The following is a 24,384-nucleotide window of genomic DNA, read 5'->3' as shown; positions in this document are numbered from 1 at the left end:
CACCAGCAGAGAATAAACGCTATGAAATTATAGAGCTTTGAAAATGTTCCCTTATTTTCTACGTTTACCCTTTTTTTCTTACCTTGTTTCATCATGCTTCATAAAGCCCTTTATAGAAGGTATCTAAGTTAGTTGCCGACAACATTCCTGGATGGTTAGAAATAAAGTTCCTAATATCAGGAGTTGTGTAAGGTAAAAGAGTATCGTGCAAGTAATTATTTAAGCTATTGATACGACGATTATTACTCATAAAGTCATCCATAACTTCCTTAGAAAGATTTCTTTGATTTTGAGAAATATTACCATTGTAAAAGAGCTCAGGAATTGCGGCAGCATTTATATCCAAACCTGTTTCTCCGTTATTCACCAATGGGATAGAGTAATTTACATCGCTAGGTAGTGATTTAAATTCATTGTTATTATGTGCAAAAGGACTAATAATTTCCCTTGCACCATTAGCAGGATTCATTGCTGTAATCACTGCATTATTATTATTACCTTGCAATCTAAAGTCGCTGTATTTGCTGTAATCTTCAACCGTTGGATATGAGCCATAATCAAGCTCTTTTTTCAAAATTGGAGATTCCGGTAAGTGATAAAAATCTCCTGGCGTAACTTTCATACTATTTAAAATAGCAGAGTTAGGGAAGAAATCTCCTAAACTTGGAGTACCATTAACTAAAGTGGTTGGAATCTTTTCTCCCTCACTATCTAAAGTATAAGGACTAGAGATTCTATGTGCATCTGTATCATAGTGAATACTTGGCATTCCATCAGGAGTTAAATCTAAGTCCTGGTAAACTACCTTACCAGCTCCTAGAGTTCCATCACCACTACCAACATTTCCTACTGCAAACCAGTTTCCATCTTCATCTTGTGCTTGTAAAAGTGAGTGGGTATTTTCGATAGCCATTCTAAAACTGCCTGGCTTAATTGCTATTCCACTATTACCTTGGGGATCAATTACTTTAGGTAGAATTTTGTAGGCACCTTCTAAATCCATTCCTCTTACAAAAGGTTTAAGATCAGGGTTATTGCTAATTCTTTCTTGAGCTTCTAAATCCCACTTAGTCGGCTGTGTACTACCTTGAGGAGTAAAGTAATTTCTAGGATTAAGTATATTAAAACTTGCTCCTTGATCGCTAGCGTTTTTGAAATCTGCCCAATTTTTCCGTCCTTCAGCCGTATATGCTGCTGCATCTCTTTGAGCAATCTCCGCTTCAATTCCCTCTACACTTGGGCTGACATCATTACGGTTGACTAATCCCCCATAAACGTTATCTCCTCCTAAGGTAGTCAAAGTGTCTAAATCTGAGCCTTTAACTTTCGGAAGTCCTCCCCAAGTTGCATTAGCAGTTTGAGCACTTTGGTTATTTAAATCTTTCCAAAGTTCTGCATTTAAAATTTGTGCTTGTCCACCACTTGTTCCTGGAATATCAACTTTTTCAGTCAATGATTGCCCAGGGATACTAGAACCTACATTGGCAATAGAAGCAGCTTGAGCATCACTTAATCCATTTTCTTGAAGGTGCTTTGCAGCTTCTTGACTAAAAATATCTGAGTTAATCATAACGCCAGTTGAGTTAGCTAGACCATTAGCAAATTTATCCGTATCTACATTGCCATAAATATGCCCATTAGAGTTATTTAAGGCATTTTGAGCAACTTCTAACGTCTTTTGTTTTAGTTGTGGCTCATAATCTTGTTTAAACTGAGTAGATTTCCTCCAATCACTAAATGGAACCTCACTAACACTTGGAGTATTAGGAAGAGAACCGTTATTATAAAGATTTTCTAAGTTAGAAAGATAAGTTTTCTTAGCATTCTCACTAGCACTTTGAGCATCTGCGAAACCTTTCCGATCAAAAAATACCTTTGGATCATAAGCTGGTGCTCCTGCTTGAATCATAGCTTTTGCTCCTGCTTGAATAGCAGCTTGCTTTTGCTTAGGAGATAAGTTAGACTTATTTACTCTTTCTTTATAAGCATTAAAAACTTTATTTGCATCTTTATAGTTATTTGCTCCCTCGGTTAAACGACTTGCTCGTGCTTCAAATGCTTCATTTTCATCTAGATCAGCTCCTTCGCCTGCCGCATAAGACGAATTCTTTTGAGCTTGTGCAATAACTTGTTGAAGCTGTTCATCCTTAGATAAGTTAGGATTTTGTGTTGCTTTTTTAAGTTGCTCTGCTAATCCAGCTGACTTATCCACTCCCTTTTTAATACCTTGCGTTGTAGCTTTTTGAGTAGCCTTATTAAGATTATTTTTTAAGTTTTCTTTTTTCTTTCGGTTAGGGTCTGCTTTTTTAAGTCCTAAACCAGAGAGTTTACCAGCTACTAAATTAGACGCTCTTGTTCCAATTTCACCACCTGCTACAGTAGCAGCCATTGTTGATAAACCATCTACGCCTAAAGTATTTCCTAAGCGTTGGCCTGCCATCTGCCCCACAGTTCTACCAGCAAAACCGCTAATTTGTGCTGTTTTTTTAGCAACTTTTGCCCTTACTTTATTAAGAGGATCATTTTCATTATTCCATTGGTTTTTAAAAGCATTTCTAAAAGCTGCACCTTTCTTACCATTTTCAGCTGCTTTAAAAGCTTGTGCTCCTTTGCTTAAAGACTTAACGCCAGAAGCTAGCCCTGCACCACCAGCAACATGAGCTCCTATTCCTAAAGCTGTTGCTCCAGCAATTGCACCACCAGTAAGTACTGCAGCTGATTTTAAAGTTTGAGAAGTACTTTGATGGACGTTTTCTAGCATATTAGCTCGAATACCAAATAAATCTGCAAGAGATTTTGAAACTGGTTGGAATAGTAACATAATTATCCACCCAATAACCATCGTTTCAAAGTGTCCTGCTACGCCACTTACATGTGTATTTCCTCCTACTATGCCTGCAGCTTGACCAGCACCTTTAATAAGATTTCCAGCACCACCAAGAATATTGAAATGAGTAAAGTTTCCCCACATCGAGCTCCAAGTTTGGGCAGCTGAATCAAAGTTACTGGATGTAGTTATATCACTTTTTGCATTTGCCCAATTTCTATTATTCCAAGCCATTAAAAAGGCCATAAAGGTCAATGTTAATGCATGAATACTTTGAATAAAAACTGTTCCTACAATTTCTCTAAACCAACTGATTGTTCTATTTTTACCCCAATTCGTTGGCCAGAAGGCAATAAATAAGGGCCCAAGTGCCCACAAAATTGTAAACGCAATTTCACGCATTAAATAGTAATACTTGATATAAACAGCTAATCCAATATAAGTAATTAAATAAATGATAGAGAAGACAATACCAACAAATTCACTCCCCAAAAATGTTCCCGAAGTAAGCATGTTAACAGTATCTTGACTAAAACCTAAAGTGACAGCTTCTGAAAGAATAGAATAACCCTTTGAGCCAGTAGTATTAGCTGCCATAAAATTGGCAAGCCCTACTACAAAAGCATCATTAATATACAAAATCATGCTAATAAAATAGCCATAACATAAGCAACCCATAACAGCTAAAACAGTATCCCATAATCCTCTATACCAATCTTCTCTAGCACGCACAGGATTAAATACTTGTCCTACTCCCAGTCTAGTATTCAGTACAATAAAGAAGATTACAATTAAAACTGCAGCTAGTCCTAAAAAAATTGGGCCAATTTTTTGAGCTACCGTTGAGATACTTGCCGTATAAGCATTTGGAGGGTAAACAGAAGAAAAAGGCGTCGCATTCATATTAGTAGCAATTTGCGAGTACATTTCTGCTCCCGACATCCCTGATTTATAGGAGATACCAAATACTACTGACCCTGGCCCACTTTTAGATAGCCAAGATCCAATACCAGAAGAGTAAAACAGATATAAGAGAGCATGAGCAATTTTTCCACTAAACGAGCTTGGCTCACCATCTTCACTATCTTTTTTTCCTTTATCTAAATCTTTCTGAGTCTTTTTTAATTCTTTATCACTTTTCGCATCTGCTTTAGTTAGTTCTTGAACACGCTTATTTTTTGATCCCAGTACTTTAGTATATGCATTTTTCATTAATTCCATCGCTTTTGCTTTCGCAACAGTTGATGTAGGAGTACTTTTTTGACTCTTTAACCATTTATTATATGAAGAAGTAAACTCTTTATCTATTTTTTGATTCTGCGCCTTCGTCAATTTTGAATCGTTTCCTAAAGAAACTATTCCATCACTTTTACCATTATACATTCCAGTATCTAAGCTAATAGGTTTAAAATTCTTATTAAATTGCTTAAATTCATGCTGGTACTTTAGCATCTCTTCATCTTGTCGTCCCAAAAAATCGTGGGTTCTATCATTATGATATATTTGCTTAGTTTCCTTAATTGGGTGAAATCCCTTTCCTTTAACAGCATCCCCAACGGCAGCACTAAACCCTCTAACGGGGGCACTGAGAAGAGATTTTCCATTATTAAATCCATTATTTAGAGTGGTTAAAAGAGATCTTTGCTGAGTAGCATACTTTGGTGCTGTACTGGCAAACGTAAGAAATCCACCAACAAAGAAAACTCCAACAATAATTAAGAGACTCAGCTGTAATTTACCTAATCTATGCTTGGAGTTCTTTTTTGCATTTTTCATATGATTAACCTTTCTACTCTAATTTTTTATTAACCAAATCTATAAAGTTACTGCCCTCACGTTCTAAACGAATTGCACGGTTTGACTCGGCAAAGTCTAATTCTTCCTTAGTAGGATTTACCTGAATCCAGATACTTTCACCTTCTGCACGTAAAATTCCTTCTCCAGGTTTAGGGTGACCTGTAAGTATATCTAGTGCTCCATCTGTAAGATCAATTGCATGTTTCATTAATTCTCGGTGTTCTGGGTTAGTTTGAAGAATATACATAAACTCGGAGTTAGTTACTAATGCCTTAGCTTGAGGATTACCTTGGAATCTTTCAATATCTTGAGTAAGCCAGCATAAAGAACCATTTCGTTTCCGACAACGTCTTACAATTCTTTCAAAGAACTCAAACATTGTCTTATCATCAATAAATTGTAAGATTTCATCAGCATCTAAAACCTTTTTAACAGTACTTTTATCAGGGTTCTTCATCCATCTTTCCCACAAGTATTGAGTAATTACATAGTAAGCAACTCTTTTTAAAGAACCATCTAATTCTGAGATATTAAAATTGACAAATTTATAGTCATTAAGAGTTCTTGAACGACCTTTACCAAAATAAGTTTGGCCATCAAAAATTGGCTTACTTCCTCCTCTCAAATAGGGCTTTAATGCATCCACTAAACGTGAGAGTTTTGGATCAAGCATTCCTTGAGAAGTTTGATTATTTTTTTCCAATTGCTGATAAATATCACTTAAAGTAGGTTCTGGCTTTGGTAAGTGTGCATAATATTGATTGTCAACTTCTCCACCCTCTTCCTGATAGAGTGAACTCGGATCTCTAGTAATACCCAACTTATTAATGACATCCATAATTGCTTCATCGAGTCTTGCAGCTTCTGTTGGATTCATTGCACTATTAGCACCGCTAGTAAGTAAAATTTCATTAACAAATCCTTCTACGTTAGAAATCATTTGATTGATATTTACTTTTTGAACATATTTAGTTCCGTCTTCGTGAGTAACTACTTGGCGCCCATCGTTAGCATTAATAATTAATTCTTCTAGTTCTTCACTAGTTAAGTTATGATCTGCTTCCTCTTCATCGTTATATTCTTCCTCAAGGGGTGTTTCAGTTAAAGCAACAGCGCAAGGGTTAATAACGAACTTTGCATCAGAAGTGATGTTTAAATTAAGTTGTCTCAACTTCTTAGCAAGTAAGATGTATTCTCCATCTGGATCAATGCAGCGGTGTTCATACCCCAAGATAGCTGTTTCTCGTCCAATTTTTACTTTATTCGTAGTAGACTTACCAGCACCAGTTTCCCCAACAATGCCCATATTATATGAGTTTGGGCGGTGTGCTTCCGTACCAAAGATATTTAAAAACTCGGTATTTTGAGAAGGAGTAGCCTTATTATAGCCAAAAGGGATGCCCCCATTAAAACGACCAGCAGCATTAAGTGCCATATCCATCACGGAAAGAGCTTTTCTGTTAACTGGACGAAACGTATCATCTAAATTTGGCATTCTAACCCCCATTGGCAAGTTTTCAACAAACCCACTTTTAACACGTCTTACATACGGGGTAAGAGACATTCCATTTTCGGCTAATAAGTCTTCTACGGTATTAGCATTTTGATTCATATCTCTTTCTGAATCTCCATAAACAATAATACTGGTGTTTACATCAAACATTCGATCATCATCGAACTGAATTTCATTTAACAAGTTATCAATATCATTGTACTTAGTAACATTTTCTCTTTGTTGAAATTTTTGTCCTTTTTTACTTTGATATTCAGCGTTAGCTTCAATAATATTTAAAGTGTTAGATAGTTTCTTGATACTATGGGCTCTAGAATTTGGGATTATGTCCATTGTTAGATCAACATTACCTTGAGCTAAAATTCCTTGAAAAATATCGCTATCCACTTGGCGTGGGTAAGCAGAAGGCGGAACATACATTGGCATCCCATAGGTTCTGTGACGCATGGTTTCTCTCATAATAAAGTATTCTTGCATCACATCATCAGTAGCCCAGTAACTATTACCTATAATATTTACTAAGCTAGGTTGACCAATTTCAGTACTTGGGGATAGCCTTTTTTTATAATATTCATCTTCCTCGGCCTTGCTTTCTCCATCTTCATCATATTCTAAACTTTGGTCTTCTTCTAAGTAGTCATCAATTTCTACGGAATCTTCTAAGGTAGATTCATTATCCTCTTGTAAATAATCTTCTTCATCTACATACTCACTATCTTCTGTGTATTGATTTTCTTGCTGCTCTTCATCATTTGGGGATGAATCTTGATTGTTAAAGTATTTCTTAAAAATTCCCACTATATTTACTTCCCTTCTATTTTTTTATTAATCCAAGTTGGCCAACTCACTAAGAGTATCCTCTGAATTTTGAGTAGTCTTTGAAATTTCTTGGTTTTGAACCAGTTTATCTGCTAAATCAATTTGTTTTTGGAGCCACATGGCATCTCGAGCATGAGCTAATAATTTATTTTCAATTTCAATACGCTCTTTGACTTCTTTAAAGAGTTTGTCAGGCTGTTTAGCAGTAGTAAAAAGTCCAACTCGTTGCCTTTTAATAATATCTTCAAAACGGACTTTAATTGATGATTCACGATGGAAAGTATTATGAAGAACTTCGACTAAACCATACTGATCTAAAGCGACCAAGCCATGATCTGCTCGCATTAAAACGTCATTAGCACGTACAATTTGTCGTAATAACTTATCTAGCGCTTTTTCTTGAATACGTTGTTCTAAGATTTCGGTAGTATCACCGTAAACTTCATCAGGTTCCACGATTGCCATGAATTGAGCATAAACTCTATTTTCGAAACGATCAGCTTCTTTTTGATAATCCTTAGTATTATCTAGAACATTTCTGGCATATTCTTTCATGGCATCATTTGACCCTTTCATATATTGGGACTGTTCTTGGAGTTCATTCAAAAAATCTGTTAATTCTACTTTTTGATTTTGAGCAGTCATCTTTAAGGGAGATTTCAGCATATTAAGAAAAACTTCCATAAATATGCTTGCCTGGTTGAGTTCGCTATGAGTCTTTAAGTAAGGATTAGCTTGTTTCATTTCCGCAAGCATCACAAATAATCTAGAGTTTTCTCCTGTTTCAAATTCAAGCATCCCGTTACGAATATCAACTAAGCCATATTCCTGAAATAAACTTTCAAAAGAATCTTCCCACTCAGTAAAGCCAAAATCTCCCTCATATACCTCTGCTTGAGAGGGATCATTTTGAATGTCTTCGTCTGTTTCTAACTGGTTTCCACTACGGTCTCTAGGAGTTAAATCAAAATTTTTCTTCTGATGGTGTCGATAAGCAATTAAGCCAACTACTCCTAAGGCACCAAGCCCCAGTAGTATGAAAATGATATTAATTTTACTCACACTTTCTGTTATTAGCATAACAGCCAACTACTCATTTACAAGCAGCTGGCTGTTAGTTTAACGATTAACGTCTGCGTCTATTTCTAATGTCCCTATCTCTTCTACCAACGGGATTACCCTTGATAGTTGCAATAACAGCTTTAAAGAAACCGACTTGATTTACTTTTTTACTAAATTCACCAGGATTGGTTGCATTGCGGTAAATTAAAAATCCAAATAAGCCAATTGCTGCTGGAACTAGGATGGTAATAAACCATGAATTATGCATAATTAGTGAATTTATGAAAAGAATCACAACCATCACAATTGTTCCAATTAAAATATTGCGTGAACTAAGAAATTTTCTTGTTTGGGTATTTACCTTATGGTATTTATTTTTAGCCATCACTCTTCCCTCCTTCTTCTAGTCCAATATGAAATATCTGACCTTACATCATATCTTGGTTGGATATTAATGTAAGTTCCAACTTCATCTTTTAAAAAATTTCTATTAATCTGGATTTGTTTTATTTTGTAATACAAAACATTTCCATTTTTATCTTTTACAGGGATAAATGCCAAAATAATGAACGGAGTAAGAACAATCACAAAAAAGATTGCACCAGTAGTTACTGAAGCCACTACTCCTGCTCCCACCACTTTCAAGAACCATCTAACTAGTTGAAAGACAATTACGCCTAAAATTAGGCCCGTTCCTGAAATAGCAACTTGTGTCCATGTCGCAAATCCTAAAACTTCTTTTTGTTCTCCCGATAAGTCGACTATGACTTTCTGTCGTCCATTATCCATTCTTATTGCCCTGCGGCTCCGCTACCTTTAACTGCTGATACTACTAAACCAACAATACCTCTAGCATTGATAATAAAAGCTGCACCTACTAAAACATAAAAGATACCTTGGATGGAACTCATTCTTCCTCTAGCATCTCCTACTGCACCAGATACCCCAATCTTGATGCCTAAAATAATAGTAGCGAGTACCAGTAAAACTGCACCTACATTTTGTACAATTGGGACAAAACTGTTAAAGACATTTGCTAAGAAGTTACCATTAGCACCACCACTAGTATCAACGTGAGTTGAAAACGCATCTGTGCTATCTGCTTCTTGAGCAAAAGCTACATTGTTTCCCACGGATAATACTTGTGCACCATAAAATGCACCTAATACACTCAAACCAAATCTTGCTTGGTTGTATTTACTTAAAAGAAATTTTTTCATAATTTCTTTCCTTTCTAAAAATAGATAATCAAACAAAAAAGAGCCGACATGAAATAGACCTGTTGGCTCCTTATAAGCAGTTTTGTTTTGATTTCTTTTTTATAATACCCTAACCTTTTTAGTGATGGGGATGTTGCAAAAAATGAAGCAACTAATAATTTGGTATTTCAAACATTTGTCCTGAGTTAACTTTAGATAAAATATCTTCGTCCGTTAAAATCTGTAATGCAATTTGTCCATTACTGTTTAAGTAGTAACTACCATCGTTATGTACTTGAAAGTAAACCTTAAAGTCAGAAATATTAGGCAATAATTCAGCTGATCTCTTCAAGATTTTATCTTCAACTACCTTTTCTGCTCTTTTTAATCGCATTTTGGAGACCATCCTTTCTTTATTGATCTGATTCAAGTTTACTAGTTTATTTTTAAGACATGTTAAACTGCAAAAATCTACAAAAAAATACACAGTTTAACACTTTGTGCATACTGTGTAATATACAATACTATCAAAATTAAAAAAAGATTCCCGCAATCATATTACCTATTGCCATAGAACCTATAGTGATTCCAGCCAATTCAAAAAATTCCACCATTCCCCAGAAGTCTTTAGGAATCCAAAACATTCTGGTCCCCAATCCTTCATCACTAGAAAAGGCCTTCCATGATAGTGGTGTACGTTTTTTGTGGAAACGATTATAATAATCCAACATCTTTTCCCATTCAGCATCTGAAAGCTTTTCAACATCCTCATTAGTTATCTTAGGAGTATACTTCAATCTCTTTTTAAGAGTCCATTTTTCAAATTGTGGATACATTTTACTTCCATCCTTACTTTTTATCTAAATTATAATCTTCTTTATTATTGTGCGCAATCAGACAGTACAGGGATTCCTACATACAAAGAGGTTCTCTCAATAACACCTTTCGACTATTTTGTTAATTTCACTGTTCAGGGCACTAATAACTATGAAAAACAGAAAATACCACTACTTCATATTTAAAAATTATATTATTGTTAATCTTATATAATATCCAATACATTAAATAATATAATATATTGTACATTATATTATTTAATTATAAAAAAGTAAATTAAAAGATTTTTCTCAAAATAGTAAAACAACCTAGGAAATTCTAGGTTGCTTTACTATTTTACAAAAGTATATTTAGTATTATTTTTCTAAATAAAAAAGCAATCCTTGCGAATTGCCTTAAAAATTAAGCATCTTATCAATTGCTTCTTCATTTTTCTTTTTCCAATCTTCTTTGGACTCAGATACATTTTCCGCCTTAACTTCTGAAAAATCTTCTTTGATTTCTTTATCAAGAAGATTTAATTCTTGCGACAGATCAGCATCGTCTTCCTTCTCAGGTGGAATCAGGTTATTATCCCAATCAGACTGTGTAAAAGCCTCTTTTTCAGGAGGAATGTCATTTTCATTCCACGTTGAATCAACTTCTAAAGCTGTTTCTTCAACATTTTGACTTTCCTTTTTACTTTGCGTGTAATTTCTTTGCACTGTCTTAGTGACTTTTTTAATATCCTGTTTGTGAGTATTATCGCTTCCAAAAGTATTAGTTTTCATCGGTGGTACTTCGATAGGCGCAATATATTGCTTAGAGGTTAAATGTTGCTCTAAGGCTTTGCGTCTATTTTGATCTCGATAATAAATCCTCACTACTTTTCTTTTAAACGCCTTATTACGAAAATCCAAGATCTTCATAAAAATAACTATTCCAATAATTAATCCTACAATACTTCTTAACATTTTTCATTCCTTACTTTTTTCTTTTTCTTGATTAATACTAAAGTGTACGGAAAGAAATGTCCAATCCTTTTACTAAAGCATCATCAATACCTTTTGCTTTACTACCATCCCAGTGAGCAATGCGCACTTGGATACCGTTTTTCTTAAGTTCAATTAACATTTTTCGATAGTTTTCCATAACTTGTTTATTTTCAATAAAATCCATATCATACGCTGTAGTTACAGTACGCACGTTTAATTTTTTGAGCATTGGAATAAACTTAGCATATGAATTGACTCCTGCTACTCCTAAAACATCTCTACCATACTTTTCTAGTTCGTCATTAGAAAAAATAGCTGGAAGATAGTTTGCAGCTACAATTGCCTTTAAACCACCTTCTGTAAGCCAGATAGATTTTTTCTTAGTTGTATATTTTTTGATTTTAATAAAATCTGCTTTATTACTTGGATTCAAACGTGCAATCTTGGGATTATAAGCAACTTGAACTGGCGAACCCGAATGAGTACCATAGTTCTTATTCCCACTAGATACCCAAAAATACTTTCCACCCTCTTCAAGCTTCAACTTATATCCAAAGGGCTTATCTTCAATTGTAAATTCCTTACTTTTTTCTTCAAAAGCATTTCCAGAAAACATTTTTGATGCTTTTTCAAAATTGTTTTCATTACATCCCTTAGCATTAAAATAAATAGAATAATTACCGTTTTTCGAGTTAAAGTCGACATAGTACTGTTTGTTTTGAGTATTACCATAATCAGTAACGTTACCATTGTAATCAACACTATAGGTAGAAACAATAACTAATTTCTTCTTAACATTATCAACTCGACTTTGAAAGCCAATTAGTCTATTTAATTCATCATAGTAAGGAACTAATAATCCTTCGGTAGCTTCAAAAATTGGATAAGATAATTTTGATTGTTCTGGATTAGAAGTTAATCCTTCTTTTTTTGGATCAAGAACTGATTGATAAAATCCTGGAACACCTTTCCATAAGTCGGTATTAATTACTGCATTATGAGTTTTGTCTTTTGTATCCTTTAAAAATTGTTCCCAAATACTTTTTTTACCAATTAATCCATCTTCTAATCTTCTGATAAAAACTTGTGGAATAGTAAGTCTATTTTTAGGATCTCTTTCATAGTAACTTCCAAATCCTCTATCTCCATGTAGTTTAATCATCTCATTAGTTAATCCACGTCTATGCAAATCTTCCAAATGCTTATGGGTCAATGAATAATTACTTAATACTCCTCTGTACATTAAATCCAAAATATTACTGTGAGCCTTCTTTAAGGTTTTTACCTTACTAATTTTGGATAAATCTATTTTTATACTTTTATCATTTCCTAAAAAGTATAAAGTTCCATTTCTTAATTTTTTACTTTTATACTTAGTATTTCCAGATTCACGCATACAAATTACTTTTGTTCCCGTAACATTTGTTACACACCAATTTTGGTGACCACAGATTGGACAAGTTGCACCTTGAAATTCTAACCAAAATACACCATTGTCATCATAATCATTATCTCTCATACTGGTTACTCTAAAATCGCCACCAAATTTACTCATAATTGTTTCTAAAGTCATAATAAATCGTCCTCTCTTTTTAATCATCCTGCTATTTGCTGTCTTTAACACTTGCTAAAATAAGCAAAGTAAAAGGACACAAAAACTCCCAATTACAAAATCAGAATTTTCTTGTGTCCTTATATTTTTCGTTTAAAATTAATAGTTTTTCAAAATACGTAAGCTAAACTTTAAGCTTATCTTTTACGTGCTAATCCTACCTTGGATCTATTAAAATAAATAAATTAAGTTGAAAATTAAAATAAAATGTTAATCAATTCAAGTGTAGCACGTTCAACACTTTTTCAAAACTATTTTTTCGTACTCTTTTTGTCCTCGGTTTCTTCTAAACCTTGACTTCTATCAGGATGTTGGGAAAGATAAATCTTTTTATAATACTTAGCAAAATTTGATACTTGAATTTTTACTTTAATAGCTGCAAGTATTAATAACGATATTCCTTCAATAAAGAGTAAGGTTAAATACACACTAGGAGCTTTATAGTTAAATATCCAGGAAGTAATTGGATAAAACACCATTGTAATTAATAATACAGCTAAAAATACTCGCTGTATTGTACTTATTTTATCTACTTTTTCTTGAATACTTTTTTCTTTTTCATCATCCATTACTGGCCTACTTTCCACCACTCAATTGTGAAAATCAAAGTAATTACTAATCCCACTATTGTTCCTAAACTTAATAAAATGATGCCTTGAGTTAAAATCTCTTTAAATACTTTTAGATGCTTTTTCAATTTTTAATCCTACCTTACTAAATGATCTAAATGATTAAAACTAGAATTGATAAAGCTCCCACAGCCCCCAAACTAATTATCATAAAGCGATAATTAGCCTGAGCGTTTCTTTGGGCTTGAGGTTGTTTAGTCATAATGTAAAGTTCAGAATAAAACGTCCCTAAACTAAACAAAAGGACAGAACCAAACATTAAAATTCCTTCACTAACTATAAAAACAACAAGGTTGATAATTTGCGTGCCTGATAAAGGAGTGTAAGAAAATAAAGCTAAGAGTATCAGATGAACTAGCAAAAAACTTAGATAAATCCACACTGGTGTTCTTACACCTTTTGCTCTACTTTCCCCATTATTGCCTAAGGTACTACGAATCATCCAAATTAGGGCTAAAAATAGCCCCGCTACACATGCTAAGTCAAACCAGTGGATAAGATTTCCTAACAGTTTAGCTAAGCCTAAATTATTACCAAAATTCAGTTTAAAAGACGGCCCACTCGAAAGATATTTATTCATACTTTTCGTATTATTTGGATTATCTTTCAAATAAGATTCAACACTTGTTAAAATGACCATCAAAGTTTTCAAATCAAACATCTTTAGCCTACCTTCTCTAGTCAGCTAAAAAATCTTCCTGAGCTAACATAAATCCTCGCTCACTAAGTTCAAAGGTTCTTACTACTGAATCATCAAAACTCTGCTTAACATCCATTGCAAAATCACTTGACGTTGGTGGCACTTGTTTAGCCGTAAAGTAGATTTTTAAAATATCCAATAAATCGTTAAAGTCTTTACTTACTACGATTTTCCAAATCTTAGCATTTTCGTTTTCGAACTTTTTATTAATATTTTTAATTAAGTAAGGATAATCATTAAAGTCTTGCTTTGGACCAATATATTGGACATAAGATTCTTTTAAGTCCGTTCTTAAATACTCAAAATTTTCTACCATTTTGATAGTTACACTTGATTTTTGAACCCAATTACTTGATAGATTTCTAATCGTATAAAGTGCTAGTAAATTAATAATGAGCTGTTCCCAATTATAATGATCCCAAGAGGCTTCGATTGCACTAGAATCTTCTTGATTACTGATGCCTATAGCTAGGCTTAACTTATCTGCACTTCTCGCTAAATCTAAGGTGGTCAGAGCTGGATTAGGTAGTCGATCAGCTAATTCCTTAAACTGACTAATTGCTTTGTTTAAACTAGTACTTTCTAATCCTTCTTCACCATCTATGTTCGTCAAAATATCTACTTTTTTATCAGGATAAAGTAAACTTTGTGCAAGTACCACTCTTTGACGATCTGATAAATCAAAGTTAAGCTTACCGCTAATTTTATTAAAGATTCTAGCATTTTCTCTAGATTCATAAAGTTCTAAAAGTTCTTGCCAGTACTTCATTACTAAAGGACTAAATTGAAGTTTATCTTGGTCAAAAGCAGCATTTACCTCCTTGAAATCGGTAATAAGGCTAATACTTCTAAGACGACCTCTGAGTAATCTAAAAGACAAACAAGTTGCACTTTTTTCAGGGATGTCATTTACTTCTGCTTCAACAGTTGCTTGCAAGATTTTACTAAGAGTATTTATACTGCTATCTTCGCCCCAATTAGTTCTTTTAAACTTACACCTAACTTGAAGACTTTCGATTATCACTCCAATTTCATCAATATCACATTCAATAATAATGCTAGTTATTCCAGAAAAGACATACATCTGCAAGTAAGTCGCAAGTAAATTCATACTCATATATTCTAAAGAAGAAATAATCGAAGAATTCAAGTCAGTTTCTTTAATACGATTGCTGTAGTTGGCCAAGATGTGGCAGTCGTTAGTATGAGCGTCAAATCTTAATTGAAAGTGTGTTAAGCGGCGATGAGTCTTTATTCTGTATTCATCTAATTTAGCTAATTGTGTTTTAACTTTATTAAGTCTATTAACAAATTCGTTCATCAGTTCAAATCCCTTTCCTAATTTTCTTAAGTTTAAGGGATTAGGGAAAATTATGGTGCAATTGTCAAAACTAAACAAAAAAAGACATCCCTTACTTGAAAAGCAGTCTAAGTTCTACCTTCTTTTAGGGATGTCTTTTTTAATTTGCATTACGGTATTTCATCATTGCTTCTAGCGCTCTAGTATTAAGAATCTCATCTTTATCATCTTTCCAATTTGGAAATTGACGTCTTTTAAAACTAACCCACTGCGCATGGCTAATATTGAAGTAACGTCTAATTTCATCATCAGAAAAATCTTCTAGTTGAAGTACTAAATATACATCTGGATTAATTGAACCATTTTCTGTACGGATCACAGTCTTATCAGGGAAAAATGACCGAATTGTAGCTTGTTGTTGATACTTTTGTCTTAAAGCAACGATGCGATCACCTGACACACCAGCAATTTCTTCATCCTTCATTTCTTTGATTTTTTGTTCTTTACGACGTAAAGGTGCACAAAATACACAACCAAATTCACAATCAAGTTTGTGCTGCTTGTAATTTTCTCCCCAACCTACTGGAGTATGATTTAAGTTTTCCAAATAGTTATTTTCATGTTCTTCCAAGCCCAAAATTACATCTCCCTTATTATTAGCAATTTATCTCTCTAAATCTAATTATCATTGTAATGAAAATAATTATTTCTACTATGCTAAATAATTTTGTATATTATTTAACAAACTTTTAATATCGCTATCTTATTTTATATGAAATAGTCATATTTGCAATAGCCAATATTAGTTATTTAATTCTCATTAATTTTTTGTTATCATATCTTAATTCCAAGTGAGGGTAAGCCTTTAGCACGCTTAAATCATCGAAGATTAATTCTATTTTTGTAGGATTAGTTGATGAAATATTTTTTGGTGTTATTTTATAAGGGGTTTCTTTATCATCACTTGACCCGTCTTTATTAACACCAACAATCGAAATTTTATTTTTATTTAATGCTAAAGAAAAGTAGTCATTAATAGCCACTTTAAAAGTAAAGATATTGTGCTTTAAATCCAAATTAGGATCTTTGTACTTAATGTGAGAACTTGGATACTGATCTGGTTCTAAGGTATAAGCCTTAGAAAGATCACTTTGGTCACTTTGAAGAACTTCTATTGGATGAAATGCTCTATCAGTAGATTGGTAAGTGCGATTATTAGTAGTTCCTCGCACTTTAGCCACATAGTTAGCCGTCTTTACAGTTGAACTATCTAGTTTTAAGACAGTAGTTGATACCTTATTAGGCAGAATTTCGATATAGAAGCTACGATAATAAGGATCAATACGGATTTCATTACTATTTTTATCTACCACCTCAAGATCATCATAGCTAAGTGCTAAAGGTGTATTGGAGTGGTTAACGACTTTTAAAATTGCTGTATCAGGATTCTTAGAAGAAATAATAATCCAAGCATGGACTTGGTCATAGTTTGAATCACTAAAACGCTCTTTTAAGCTAGTAGGTATTCCTCTATCTTCTAAAGAATGTCTAGCTTGAGAAATATAGTCAGTGATATTTGAGTAGTAGTCTCCTAATTGTTGTTCTTTTTCAGCTTTAGTGTTGCTAATACTTGCATGACTAAAGTTAGAATTTAAAAACTTACCTTTAATAACTTGACCATTTTCTTGTTCATAGTAAATTTCTAAACTTTTAAGCTGCTTAGTAGTGAGGGCTGTCCCTAAATAAAAAGTCAATGTGCCACTCCATAACTCATTACTCATGAAATCTTCATGATAATTACTTGGCTCTTTAGCTACATCTAAAGGTTGTATCTTTTCACCATCAATCTTTAAGTAAAACTTATCAGTATTAATTACTGTCCCGTTTTTACCTAAGTTTTTAAGTACTACAGGTACAGATAAACTATTCATACTTTCAACTGGTTTACCTGCCACTAAAGCTAGATCTACATTTTTACTTTGCTGTGTAGAATTATCTTGATTTGAACTAGCCACCATTGGTTTATTAGAATTGCCACATGCTGTCAACACTACACTAATTCCTACTAAGCCAGCTATTACCTTAAGACGCTTAGTCATTTTCTTGCATAATGTTTTTAAATTCATAGTGTCGTAATCCTCCCTCTTTTCGATCAGGTAAATAAAATGACCTACTGATACCTTCCTTAACCATCATCTCTCCTACAATAAAGACTGATGCAAAAGAAAACTTAGTGAGCTGTAATTTTTCATTTAGCTCCAGTGCTCTTTTGATAGTAGGCGTATAAAAAGTTAAGATAACTACTCCACTAGATAAACTATTGATTGAGGGATGATTACCCTCTTGTTCAATAAATTGGCTCCATTTAGTAACAATTTTTTTATAATAGTTTTCTCCATCTTCTTGCAAAGTAGGATAAATTACTAAATTTTTAGGCTTATTTTTAGATAAATCAATATTTACTTGTAACGGGGATGGTACAAGTAGACGATCACCGTGAAATAATGTCGTGCTGTCATTGTAAGCTGGTAAGCTTAAAAGAGACTGAAAAACATCAACAGTTTCCCAAAAACGAATATGAAAACTAGTAGTAAGATTTAGAAAATTCTGCGGATCAAAATAGTAATCAGGATAAAACCTCTTTAAAAATCTAAAGCCGTGTCCAGTTAAGGTGTAAACATACACTCTCTTTTCATAGGTTTTAGGATTATAGCTCCATCGTTGAATTAAACCGTTTATCAATAATTTTTTAATGCTCTTTTTTAAGTCATCGCTACTTAAATATTCGGGGAAAATTTGCACTTGTCTTAACAAGTGAATCCAGTGAACACTCTTGAACTTAGCAATAAACTTAAGCCAAAATTCACTCTGATAGTCTAAATCTTGCAATACTTCGTTATAGTCATCTGCAATTTCATAATGTTTGATATGTCGCACTGCATCTCTTAAAGTCTCATAACCATTAACGTAAAAGTCAGGCTTTAAATCTAAATCATTTTCCTCTTGAGGTATTACTAAAGACGGTAATACAACTGTCCCTGAATTACTATCAATGAAGTGGATATTATCTAGGTTTTCTTTTTTTGCTTCTTTAGCTTGATTTTTTTCAAGTTCTAAATTGTTTTCCATAAGCTAACCACTCCCCTTTAGGGATGCAAAATGTTACTAAGTGTACGAGCTACACCCTTTGGAAAACGTAAGATTCTTGCTCGTCCATTACGTCTGTCTGTGTTTAAACTTTCGATTTGAACAACTACAGGAGTATGTTCTACTTCATCTCTTTTGCTTGGATGATATGGGGAGTTATTACTTAAAATTCCCTTAATCCACCAGTTAGGTGCAATTTCTACTAAGATTCCTTTTACTGGATGGTATCTTACAATTCTTGCTTCAAATTGAGCATTTCTTTCATAAAGATCTTTTACCTTTTTATCAGGAGAAGGTAAGAACGGTAATCGTGTTGTTTCAACTTCAAAGTAGATTCCTTTGGGTCTATTAGGATTATCTTGATCTTGCTTTTCTATATCATCATAATCTGCTTTTCTAATGCTAGTAATATTAAACTTAAAACTTTGACCAACCCTTGCTACACTAGTTAGTCGTTCACCTACTCTTCGATATGCCCAATTTCTTCCTAACATTCCAAGTTCTAAACCTTCATAGTTAAAAGAAATAAGGCTAAAGTTACCTACTTCAATAATTTGTGTAACTGTTCCTACTCGAACTTCCTTTTCTGCTTTTTCTTTGTCTTGCTCAAATTCTTCAAAAAGTCTGTTTCCCAATTGAAATTCTGCTTGATTGATACTTCCTATAGCCACATATTTAGGATTGTCAGGATCATCTTCAACTACCTCTAAGGTGTTAATTCCTACTTTAAGCTGGTTACCAATCAAATTCTCTAGTCTTCTATAGCTACTTCCAGCTTCATTTTGAAAAACGTAAATCGGAACACCATAAACTCCCTCTTCTTCTAGTTCCATTTTCAGCACTCTAACTACTTTGCCTTTTCTTACATACTCAGCAATTTCTACTCCCTTTGCCCAAAAAAGTGCATTTTCATTTCTACTATCTCTCTTTAAATCAGATACTTGATCTACAAATTCTTGAGCAACTGTCTCAGCCATTTCTTCAAAAACAGGGTAGTGTCTTTCCTGACCTTCTCGTCTTGGTCTAATCGCAGAAGAAGAAACTTGGACTTTATCTTGGCCCTCTTGCATCTCTTCATGTTGTGCACTTGCAACGTTAGTTTCTTCAACAGCTACCTTTGGTGCTGGCAACTGACTATCTTCTTGCCCTTTTTGCTTACTTGCTGCAATATTTTGCAATCTTGTTAAATTTTCTTCTGACATTTTTACTGCCGTCCTTTCTGTTTTAAGCTTTTTCAAAGTTTATTCTATGAAAAAAGAACAAAACGTAGGTGAATTGTAAAAAATACAGCAATTTTAGTACTTAGGATAATGAAATTTTAAAAATTTAATATATGTATGTCCTAAAAAAGGGATGCGATAAAGCAAGCTATAAAGCAACAACTTAATCATATAGTAATTAAATATTTTTTGACTTTTTCAGATTCTGAAAACTACATCTACTATGTTAAACATTTATAAATAAAGATTTTAACCCCCTAATTTCCAATAGAAATCTATTTTATTTTTTTCTTTACAATCGTTTTTATTTCAATATTATATAATTTGTATAGTTAAAAGCTTATTCTCTGGCTATTTTTAATAAAAAAAGAACCCAGCTATTATCTAGGTTCTTTAGAATTAATTACCAATATTTGGTAAAAATTGATATTTTTTGACCTCTGAACTATACCAGGATTAAAATCCTGAGTTTCTGGGAACACTAAATAGTGTTTAGGATATTACAAAGTTAAATACTTACACCTAACTCACAAAACTTAGTTATTTACCACGGTCATAATATTTACTATTTAACCCCTGCATTTTGTTTACTACGAACGTATTCTACACCTGCTAAAGCTGGGATAGAAATTAACCCTAAACCGATGATTACATTCCAAGAAGAATCTTTATTACCAGTTTGTGGAAGAGTTTCATTAGATTCAGTAGTTTCTGGATTGTTACTCATTTGAATAGCAGTTTGCTTAGGTGATGCAGGTTTAACCGGAGCTTTTTCAATAGCTTGAACTGCTCTAGCTGCTTCCTTAGGTTGTTGTGGAGCTGGAGTTTGGTTAGTAACTTGAGGGGTAGTCTTAGTTTCTTGCTTTGGAGCTTGTGGACTTTGACTTACCTTTTCTTTAGTTGGAGGACAATTCTTAGAAGAATTGTTGTTTACTAAGTTGTTATTATTGTTGTTAACAATAGTTACATTACTTGAAGGCTTGCAATTATTGCACTTAAATGGCTTCAATGGTGGGCAAGTCTTCTTGTAATGATCCATCACAATGGATTGTGACGCATCATTTAAATCTGCGTGTTCTACTACCTTGCGACCATTGTCATAGAGTGTTTCAAAAGCTACTAAAGTATGACCAGTATATTGTTTACCATTAAATTTAAAAGTTACAGATACAGTACCATTTTGAGTATTTGGGGTAAAGCGTGCAGTGGCTACGATTGGAACACCGTCTTTAACAACAGGTAAGCCAGTTACCTGATCCATAAGTTTTCCTCGAACAGTATATTGAACACCAGGAATCAAGTCGGTATAACGTACCACATCTTCTGCTACATTGTTTTCCTTAGCATATACTAGTTTTTGAGTATTGTAGCTCAAAGTTGTATGAAGTTGAGGGTGTCTTACATGAACAGTTTGGCTCTTATCGTTAATATCACGGTGTTCTGCTAACCAGTAATCAGTGTAGTAAAGAGTTTCGTACGCAACTAAATCATGACCATAGTAGTGGTGTGCATCAAAAGTTACAGGCACGTCAACTTTACCGTTTGCTGAATTTGGTGTAAAGGTCTTACTAAATTCAACGTTCTTCCCATTGTTCATAACAGCTTTACCAGATTGTTTATCCATCAAGATTCCCTTGATAGTGTAGTTTTTACCTGGAATCAATTCGTTGTAAGTAACAGTATCAACCACGGTTTCTTTATCAGTTGGTTGAAGAGAGTTGCTCTTAGTTTCTTGGTTCACAGCATTTGTATGAATTGAAGGTTTAGAGAAGTGAACAGTTTCAGCTTTATCATTAATATCTTGGTGAATTGCTTGATATTGTCCCTTATCAGCTCTAGCAATAGATGAGTAAACCACGATGTCTTTACCTGCTAAACTAGAAGCGTTTGGAATCTTAAGTTGTAAGTCAATATTACCTTCTACACCATTATCATTGTCTTCTTCTTTACTGCCCATGGTCTTTTCGGCAGTAATTTGCTTACCATCAATAGTTACTGGTTGACCAGTAGCTTTATCAACAAGCCAAGACTTAATATTATATTGCTTAGTTCCAGTTAAACGACTCAAGTGTAGGTGTTCGTTTATTACTTGTGGGCCTTTAATTGGTTGGAGGTACTTACTATTATCTTCTAAGTTAGTAGCAATAGAGGTCAACTCTGGGTTATAAGGTTTGTTAATTGGGCCGTCAACTGTTAAGTGATACAAGTCATATTCTTTACTATCTGCGCCCTTTTCCTTAGTTACCTTTGCATTTTGTTTCAAGTTATCTTCGGTTAAATCAATATTTACTGGCGTCTTATCAACTTGCAAGTTCTTAGAAGTTGCTTTTTCAATTGCTTGGTACTTACCAAATGGTAATTCGGCAGATTTAGCAATCCCTGTCTTATCAGTAGTAATAGTTCCAATGAACTTATGTCCATTAGTTTCGTCATAAACATCAAACTTAACTTCTGCTACTGACTTACCATCATCATCTTTTTTAATCAAATCAAATTGAGCTTTACCTTCCACTTTTTTTACAGGTGGAGTCTTTGGTGGCGTATCTGGAGGAGTTACACCCCAATTATACGTATCAGTCATTGTACCTTTTTTAACCCCAATAACCGCAATCCCACGTTGAGCATTGCTTGAAACTGGATCATAGATTGGGAAGTCCAAGGTGTACTTGTTAGCACTAACAGTAATTGTACCTTTACCAGAGTTAGGATCAGTTAAGGTGGCAGTAAAATCAGTGTTTGATTTTAATTTATTAGTTACCGCTTTACCATCTTGAGTTAACTTTACACCAGTTGCCTTAACGTTAACCGTTTCATCATAGTGTTTACCAATTTGTAAGGTTTCAGCTTGTAAAGTTTTAGACGTCTTCCCATTTTTCACTACCTTAAGCTTCAAGCTAGTATCTTCCTGCATATCAGCACTAGGGTAAGTCTTCATGATGTAGTCATAACCTTTTTTAACTGTGGCATCGTGCCAAACAACATCTTTACTTGCAGATTGTCCTACAACCCAAACTGCTACTTGAGTGGCGTATTCCCACTGATCAGCTGTTAATTTAAGACCAGACTTATTATTGAGCCATTCAGCTGAGTTGGCGCCATAGCCCGTAATCAAGACTTTTTTAATTGCACCTTTTCCTTCATGACCATTATATTGCGCCTTTGAACTTGTACCGTACTTACCAGGTGTCATCTTTACAGGATCTAAACAGTAGTATCTTGTATTATTTTGATCGTGCCATCCATTATGGAGAGCTTCTTGACCACTAGGTGTTTTTACTGTTGCCCAAGCTTCCATTTTTCCGTATCCTTGAGCGGTCGTTGTCTTAGGGATGGTATCCACATTATTAATCGCAAAAGCTTTTTGACTTGCCCCTAAAAAGGCAGGCAGAACCATTGCAATCGCACTTGAAAGCTTTAACTTTGAGTACTTTGGGGATGCTTTAAAATTTGCATCTCCTCTTGATTTATTTATCTTCATAAACCAATGTTCCTTTCTGTATTCTAGATTTAGTTGGGTGTTAATCCAACTTTTATTTATTATTCTAAAAGTTAACTTTCTACAATGGGGGAATTGCAAAAAAACACAAAAAAGCATTCAGGATTATACCTAAATGCTTTAAATCTTTTTATAAATAACTATCTGATAAGCCTTAATTTTAATGGTTTCCTTCTACATTAAATGCAATCGCATTTCTATAGTATTCCTTATTAGTTGTTGAAGCTAACCCAATAGATAATCCTCTAAGAGTAGGCTCTCTTAAATAATCTCTATGCCCCCACTCAGCACTACCATCATCATATACAAATTTGTTAAACGCATCAGTCGCCATTTGTGTAGCACTTCCCAGATTAACTAGATACTCTAACTCTCCGTATACTCCATGACCTTCATGATTATCATCTGTTCCAAAATTACTCCAAGAGTTTGCATTATGCTTTGCTCTTTCCTGAGCGAAAGTTCTAGAATTTTCGTTGGAAGTTACAGGACTTAATCCTTGACTTGCTCTCCAATCATTTACCAATTTAATGAATTCAGTTTCTGTTTCTCTTATTAATTCAGGTGTTAAATTAACACTTGAATTAGTACTTGTATCGGAAGAACTTGAGGTAGAACTATCTTTTATATCCAATGGTGTGGAAGTAGCTTGCTGATTAGTTTCATTACCATTCGTAGAATTTTTAACAGATGAACTTGGCTTTGCTTTTAGGTAATCTTCGTTTAACCAACCACCATCAATTTTGTAATATTTCTTACCATTGATTGTCTTTGTGCCTAAGACTTTCCAAGTAGTATTTCCATCAATCCAACTATCAATTGGATTACCATTACTATCTGCTAAGCGAAATTCATAATCTAAATTATTAGTCAAAGTAATAGATCCTAAGTTAGAAGATTTAGAAATTGTATTTTTAGTAGTTTTTTGGACAGCTAGTTTTATTGCATTACTCTTTTTCCTAGCAAAGTTTGCGGTACGAACGTACTTATTTTTCCCAATTCGATAATACTTTTTACCTTTGATTTTTTTAGTAGCATAAATTTTAACTTTTTTACCTTTACGTAGTTTTTTTGCTTTAGTCTTGTGTCCCTTACTGTTATAAATATATGCATTCTTGGTTAGCTTTTTTTTAGAAGTTGCTGCTTGAACCACTTGAGAATTAGAATTAAGCGCTACTTCACTTACATTCAAGATTCCTAGTCCTAACATGGCTGAGACAGTTATTTTAGCTAATTTTGTTTTTTTCATTAC

At 33.8% G+C, this 24,384-nt stretch carries 20 protein-coding genes; all 20 read right to left on the bottom strand.

Annotated features, from left to right (window positions below; translation table 11 throughout):
- Positions 1-91: 91 nt before the first annotated feature.
- The gene (locus tag FP435_RS00190) at positions 92-4,603 is read right to left on the bottom strand and encodes a hypothetical protein (RefSeq protein WP_265482834.1); all 4,512 of its coding nucleotides are present in this window, start codon (positions 4,601-4,603) and stop codon (positions 92-94) included.
- A gap of 13 nt (positions 4,604-4,616) precedes the next feature.
- Positions 4,617-6,935, bottom strand: a complete 2,319-nt coding sequence (locus FP435_RS00185; protein ID WP_265482833.1) for a VirB4 family type IV secretion system protein — start codon at positions 6,933-6,935, stop codon at positions 4,617-4,619.
- Positions 6,936-6,962: 27 nt separating this feature from the next.
- Entirely contained in the window at positions 6,963-8,018 is a 1,056-nt protein-coding gene (locus FP435_RS00180; RefSeq protein WP_265482832.1) for a hypothetical protein, read from the bottom strand.
- Between the two features lie 64 nt (positions 8,019-8,082).
- Entirely contained in the window at positions 8,083-8,403 is a 321-nt protein-coding gene (locus FP435_RS00175) for a hypothetical protein (RefSeq protein WP_265482831.1), read from the bottom strand.
- A complete protein-coding gene (locus FP435_RS00170) occupies positions 8,403-8,807 on the bottom strand; it encodes a hypothetical protein (RefSeq protein WP_265482830.1) in 405 nt (134 codons plus the stop codon). Before FP435_RS00170 ends, FP435_RS00175 begins: the two co-directional genes overlap by 1 nt.
- 2 nt (positions 8,808-8,809) lie before the next feature.
- A complete protein-coding gene (locus FP435_RS00165) occupies positions 8,810-9,238 on the bottom strand; it encodes a hypothetical protein (protein ID WP_265482829.1) in 429 nt (142 codons plus the stop codon).
- Positions 9,239-9,389: 151 nt separating this feature from the next.
- A complete protein-coding gene (locus FP435_RS00160) occupies positions 9,390-9,611 on the bottom strand; it encodes a hypothetical protein (protein WP_265482828.1) in 222 nt (73 codons plus the stop codon).
- 139 nt (positions 9,612-9,750) lie between these two features.
- The gene (locus FP435_RS00155) at positions 9,751-10,053 is read right to left on the bottom strand and encodes a hypothetical protein (RefSeq protein WP_265482827.1); all 303 of its coding nucleotides are present in this window, start codon (positions 10,051-10,053) and stop codon (positions 9,751-9,753) included.
- Positions 10,054-10,449: 396 nt separating this feature from the next.
- The gene (locus FP435_RS00150; RefSeq protein ID WP_265482826.1) at positions 10,450-11,007 is read right to left on the bottom strand and encodes a hypothetical protein; all 558 of its coding nucleotides are present in this window, start codon (positions 11,005-11,007) and stop codon (positions 10,450-10,452) included.
- A gap of 37 nt (positions 11,008-11,044) precedes the next feature.
- Positions 11,045-12,601: a DUF3854 domain-containing protein gene (locus FP435_RS00145; protein WP_265482825.1), complete on the bottom strand. Its 1,557-nt coding sequence runs from the start codon at positions 12,599-12,601 to the stop codon at positions 11,045-11,047.
- A gap of 290 nt (positions 12,602-12,891) precedes the next feature.
- Positions 12,892-13,209, bottom strand: coding sequence for a hypothetical protein (locus tag FP435_RS00140; RefSeq protein ID WP_265482824.1), 318 nt, complete (start codon positions 13,207-13,209; stop codon positions 12,892-12,894).
- The gene (locus FP435_RS00135; protein ID WP_265482823.1) at positions 13,209-13,337 is read right to left on the bottom strand and encodes a hypothetical protein; all 129 of its coding nucleotides are present in this window, start codon (positions 13,335-13,337) and stop codon (positions 13,209-13,211) included. The genes FP435_RS00140 and FP435_RS00135 overlap by 1 nt, the downstream gene beginning before the upstream one ends.
- Before the next feature lie 26 nt (positions 13,338-13,363).
- Entirely contained in the window at positions 13,364-13,930 is a 567-nt protein-coding gene (locus FP435_RS00130; protein ID WP_265482822.1) for a hypothetical protein, read from the bottom strand.
- A gap of 16 nt (positions 13,931-13,946) precedes the next feature.
- On the bottom strand, positions 13,947-15,290 hold the full coding sequence (locus FP435_RS00125) for a hypothetical protein (protein WP_265482821.1): 1,344 nt from the start codon (positions 15,288-15,290) through the stop codon (positions 13,947-13,949).
- Positions 15,291-15,429: 139 nt separating this feature from the next.
- Positions 15,430-15,906 carry a hypothetical protein gene (locus FP435_RS00120; protein ID WP_265482820.1) on the bottom strand — a complete coding sequence of 159 codons (477 nt, stop codon included), beginning with the start codon at positions 15,904-15,906 and terminating at the stop codon, positions 15,430-15,432.
- A gap of 169 nt (positions 15,907-16,075) precedes the next feature.
- Entirely contained in the window at positions 16,076-17,395 is a 1,320-nt protein-coding gene (locus FP435_RS00115) for a hypothetical protein (RefSeq protein ID WP_265482819.1), read from the bottom strand.
- Positions 17,361-18,398: a hypothetical protein gene (locus FP435_RS00110; protein ID WP_265482818.1), complete on the bottom strand. Its 1,038-nt coding sequence runs from the start codon at positions 18,396-18,398 to the stop codon at positions 17,361-17,363. The genes FP435_RS00115 and FP435_RS00110 overlap by 35 nt, the downstream gene beginning before the upstream one ends.
- A 17-nt stretch (positions 18,399-18,415) precedes the next feature.
- Entirely contained in the window at positions 18,416-19,618 is a 1,203-nt protein-coding gene (locus tag FP435_RS00105; RefSeq protein WP_265482817.1) for a hypothetical protein, read from the bottom strand.
- Positions 19,619-20,201: 583 nt separating this feature from the next.
- Positions 20,202-23,114, bottom strand: coding sequence for a VaFE repeat-containing surface-anchored protein (locus FP435_RS00100; protein WP_265482816.1), 2,913 nt, complete (start codon positions 23,112-23,114; stop codon positions 20,202-20,204).
- Between the two features lie 178 nt (positions 23,115-23,292).
- Positions 23,293-24,381: an SLAP domain-containing protein gene (locus FP435_RS00095; RefSeq protein WP_265482815.1), complete on the bottom strand. Its 1,089-nt coding sequence runs from the start codon at positions 24,379-24,381 to the stop codon at positions 23,293-23,295.
- Between the last annotated feature and the right edge of the window lie 3 nt (positions 24,382-24,384).

The sequence above is a fragment of the Lactobacillus sp. PV037 genome, from assembly GCF_014522345.1.
GTDB lineage: Bacteria > Bacillota > Bacilli > Lactobacillales > Lactobacillaceae > Lactobacillus.
This window is presented reverse-complemented; position numbering and strand designations above follow the sequence as displayed.

What these genes read in the sequence shown, in the direction of transcription:
- FP435_RS00190 (WP_265482834.1), bottom strand. Translation starts at nt 4,603, where the DNA reads ATGAAAAATGCAAAAAAGAACTCCAAGCATAGATTAGGTAAATTACAG.
- FP435_RS00175 (WP_265482831.1), bottom strand. Translation starts at nt 8,403, where the DNA reads ATGGCTAAAAATAAATACCATAAGGTAAATACCCAAACAAGAAAATTT.
- FP435_RS00170 (WP_265482830.1), bottom strand. Translation starts at nt 8,807, where the DNA reads ATGGATAATGGACGACAGAAAGTCATAGTCGACTTATCGGGAGAACAA.
- FP435_RS00165 (WP_265482829.1), bottom strand. Translation starts at nt 9,238, where the DNA reads ATGAAAAAATTTCTTTTAAGTAAATACAACCAAGCAAGATTTGGTTTG.
- FP435_RS00160 (WP_265482828.1), bottom strand. Translation starts at nt 9,611, where the DNA reads ATGCGATTAAAAAGAGCAGAAAAGGTAGTTGAAGATAAAATCTTGAAG.
- FP435_RS00155 (WP_265482827.1), bottom strand. Translation starts at nt 10,053, where the DNA reads ATGTATCCACAATTTGAAAAATGGACTCTTAAAAAGAGATTGAAGTAT.
- FP435_RS00150 (WP_265482826.1), bottom strand. Translation starts at nt 11,007, where the DNA reads ATGTTAAGAAGTATTGTAGGATTAATTATTGGAATAGTTATTTTTATG.
- FP435_RS00145 (WP_265482825.1), bottom strand. Translation starts at nt 12,601, where the DNA reads ATGACTTTAGAAACAATTATGAGTAAATTTGGTGGCGATTTTAGAGTA.
- FP435_RS00140 (WP_265482824.1), bottom strand. Translation starts at nt 13,209, where the DNA reads ATGGATGATGAAAAAGAAAAAAGTATTCAAGAAAAAGTAGATAAAATA.
- FP435_RS00130 (WP_265482822.1), bottom strand. Translation starts at nt 13,930, where the DNA reads ATGTTTGATTTGAAAACTTTGATGGTCATTTTAACAAGTGTTGAATCT.
- FP435_RS00125 (WP_265482821.1), bottom strand. Translation starts at nt 15,290, where the DNA reads ATGAACGAATTTGTTAATAGACTTAATAAAGTTAAAACACAATTAGCT.
- FP435_RS00115 (WP_265482819.1), bottom strand. Translation starts at nt 17,395, where the DNA reads ATGAATTTAAAAACATTATGCAAGAAAATGACTAAGCGTCTTAAGGTA.
- FP435_RS00110 (WP_265482818.1), bottom strand. Translation starts at nt 18,398, where the DNA reads ATGGAAAACAATTTAGAACTTGAAAAAAATCAAGCTAAAGAAGCAAAA.
- FP435_RS00105 (WP_265482817.1), bottom strand. Translation starts at nt 19,618, where the DNA reads ATGTCAGAAGAAAATTTAACAAGATTGCAAAATATTGCAGCAAGTAAG.
- FP435_RS00100 (WP_265482816.1), bottom strand. Translation starts at nt 23,114, where the DNA reads ATGAAGATAAATAAATCAAGAGGAGATGCAAATTTTAAAGCATCCCCA.
- FP435_RS00095 (WP_265482815.1), bottom strand. Translation starts at nt 24,381, where the DNA reads ATGAAAAAAACAAAATTAGCTAAAATAACTGTCTCAGCCATGTTAGGA.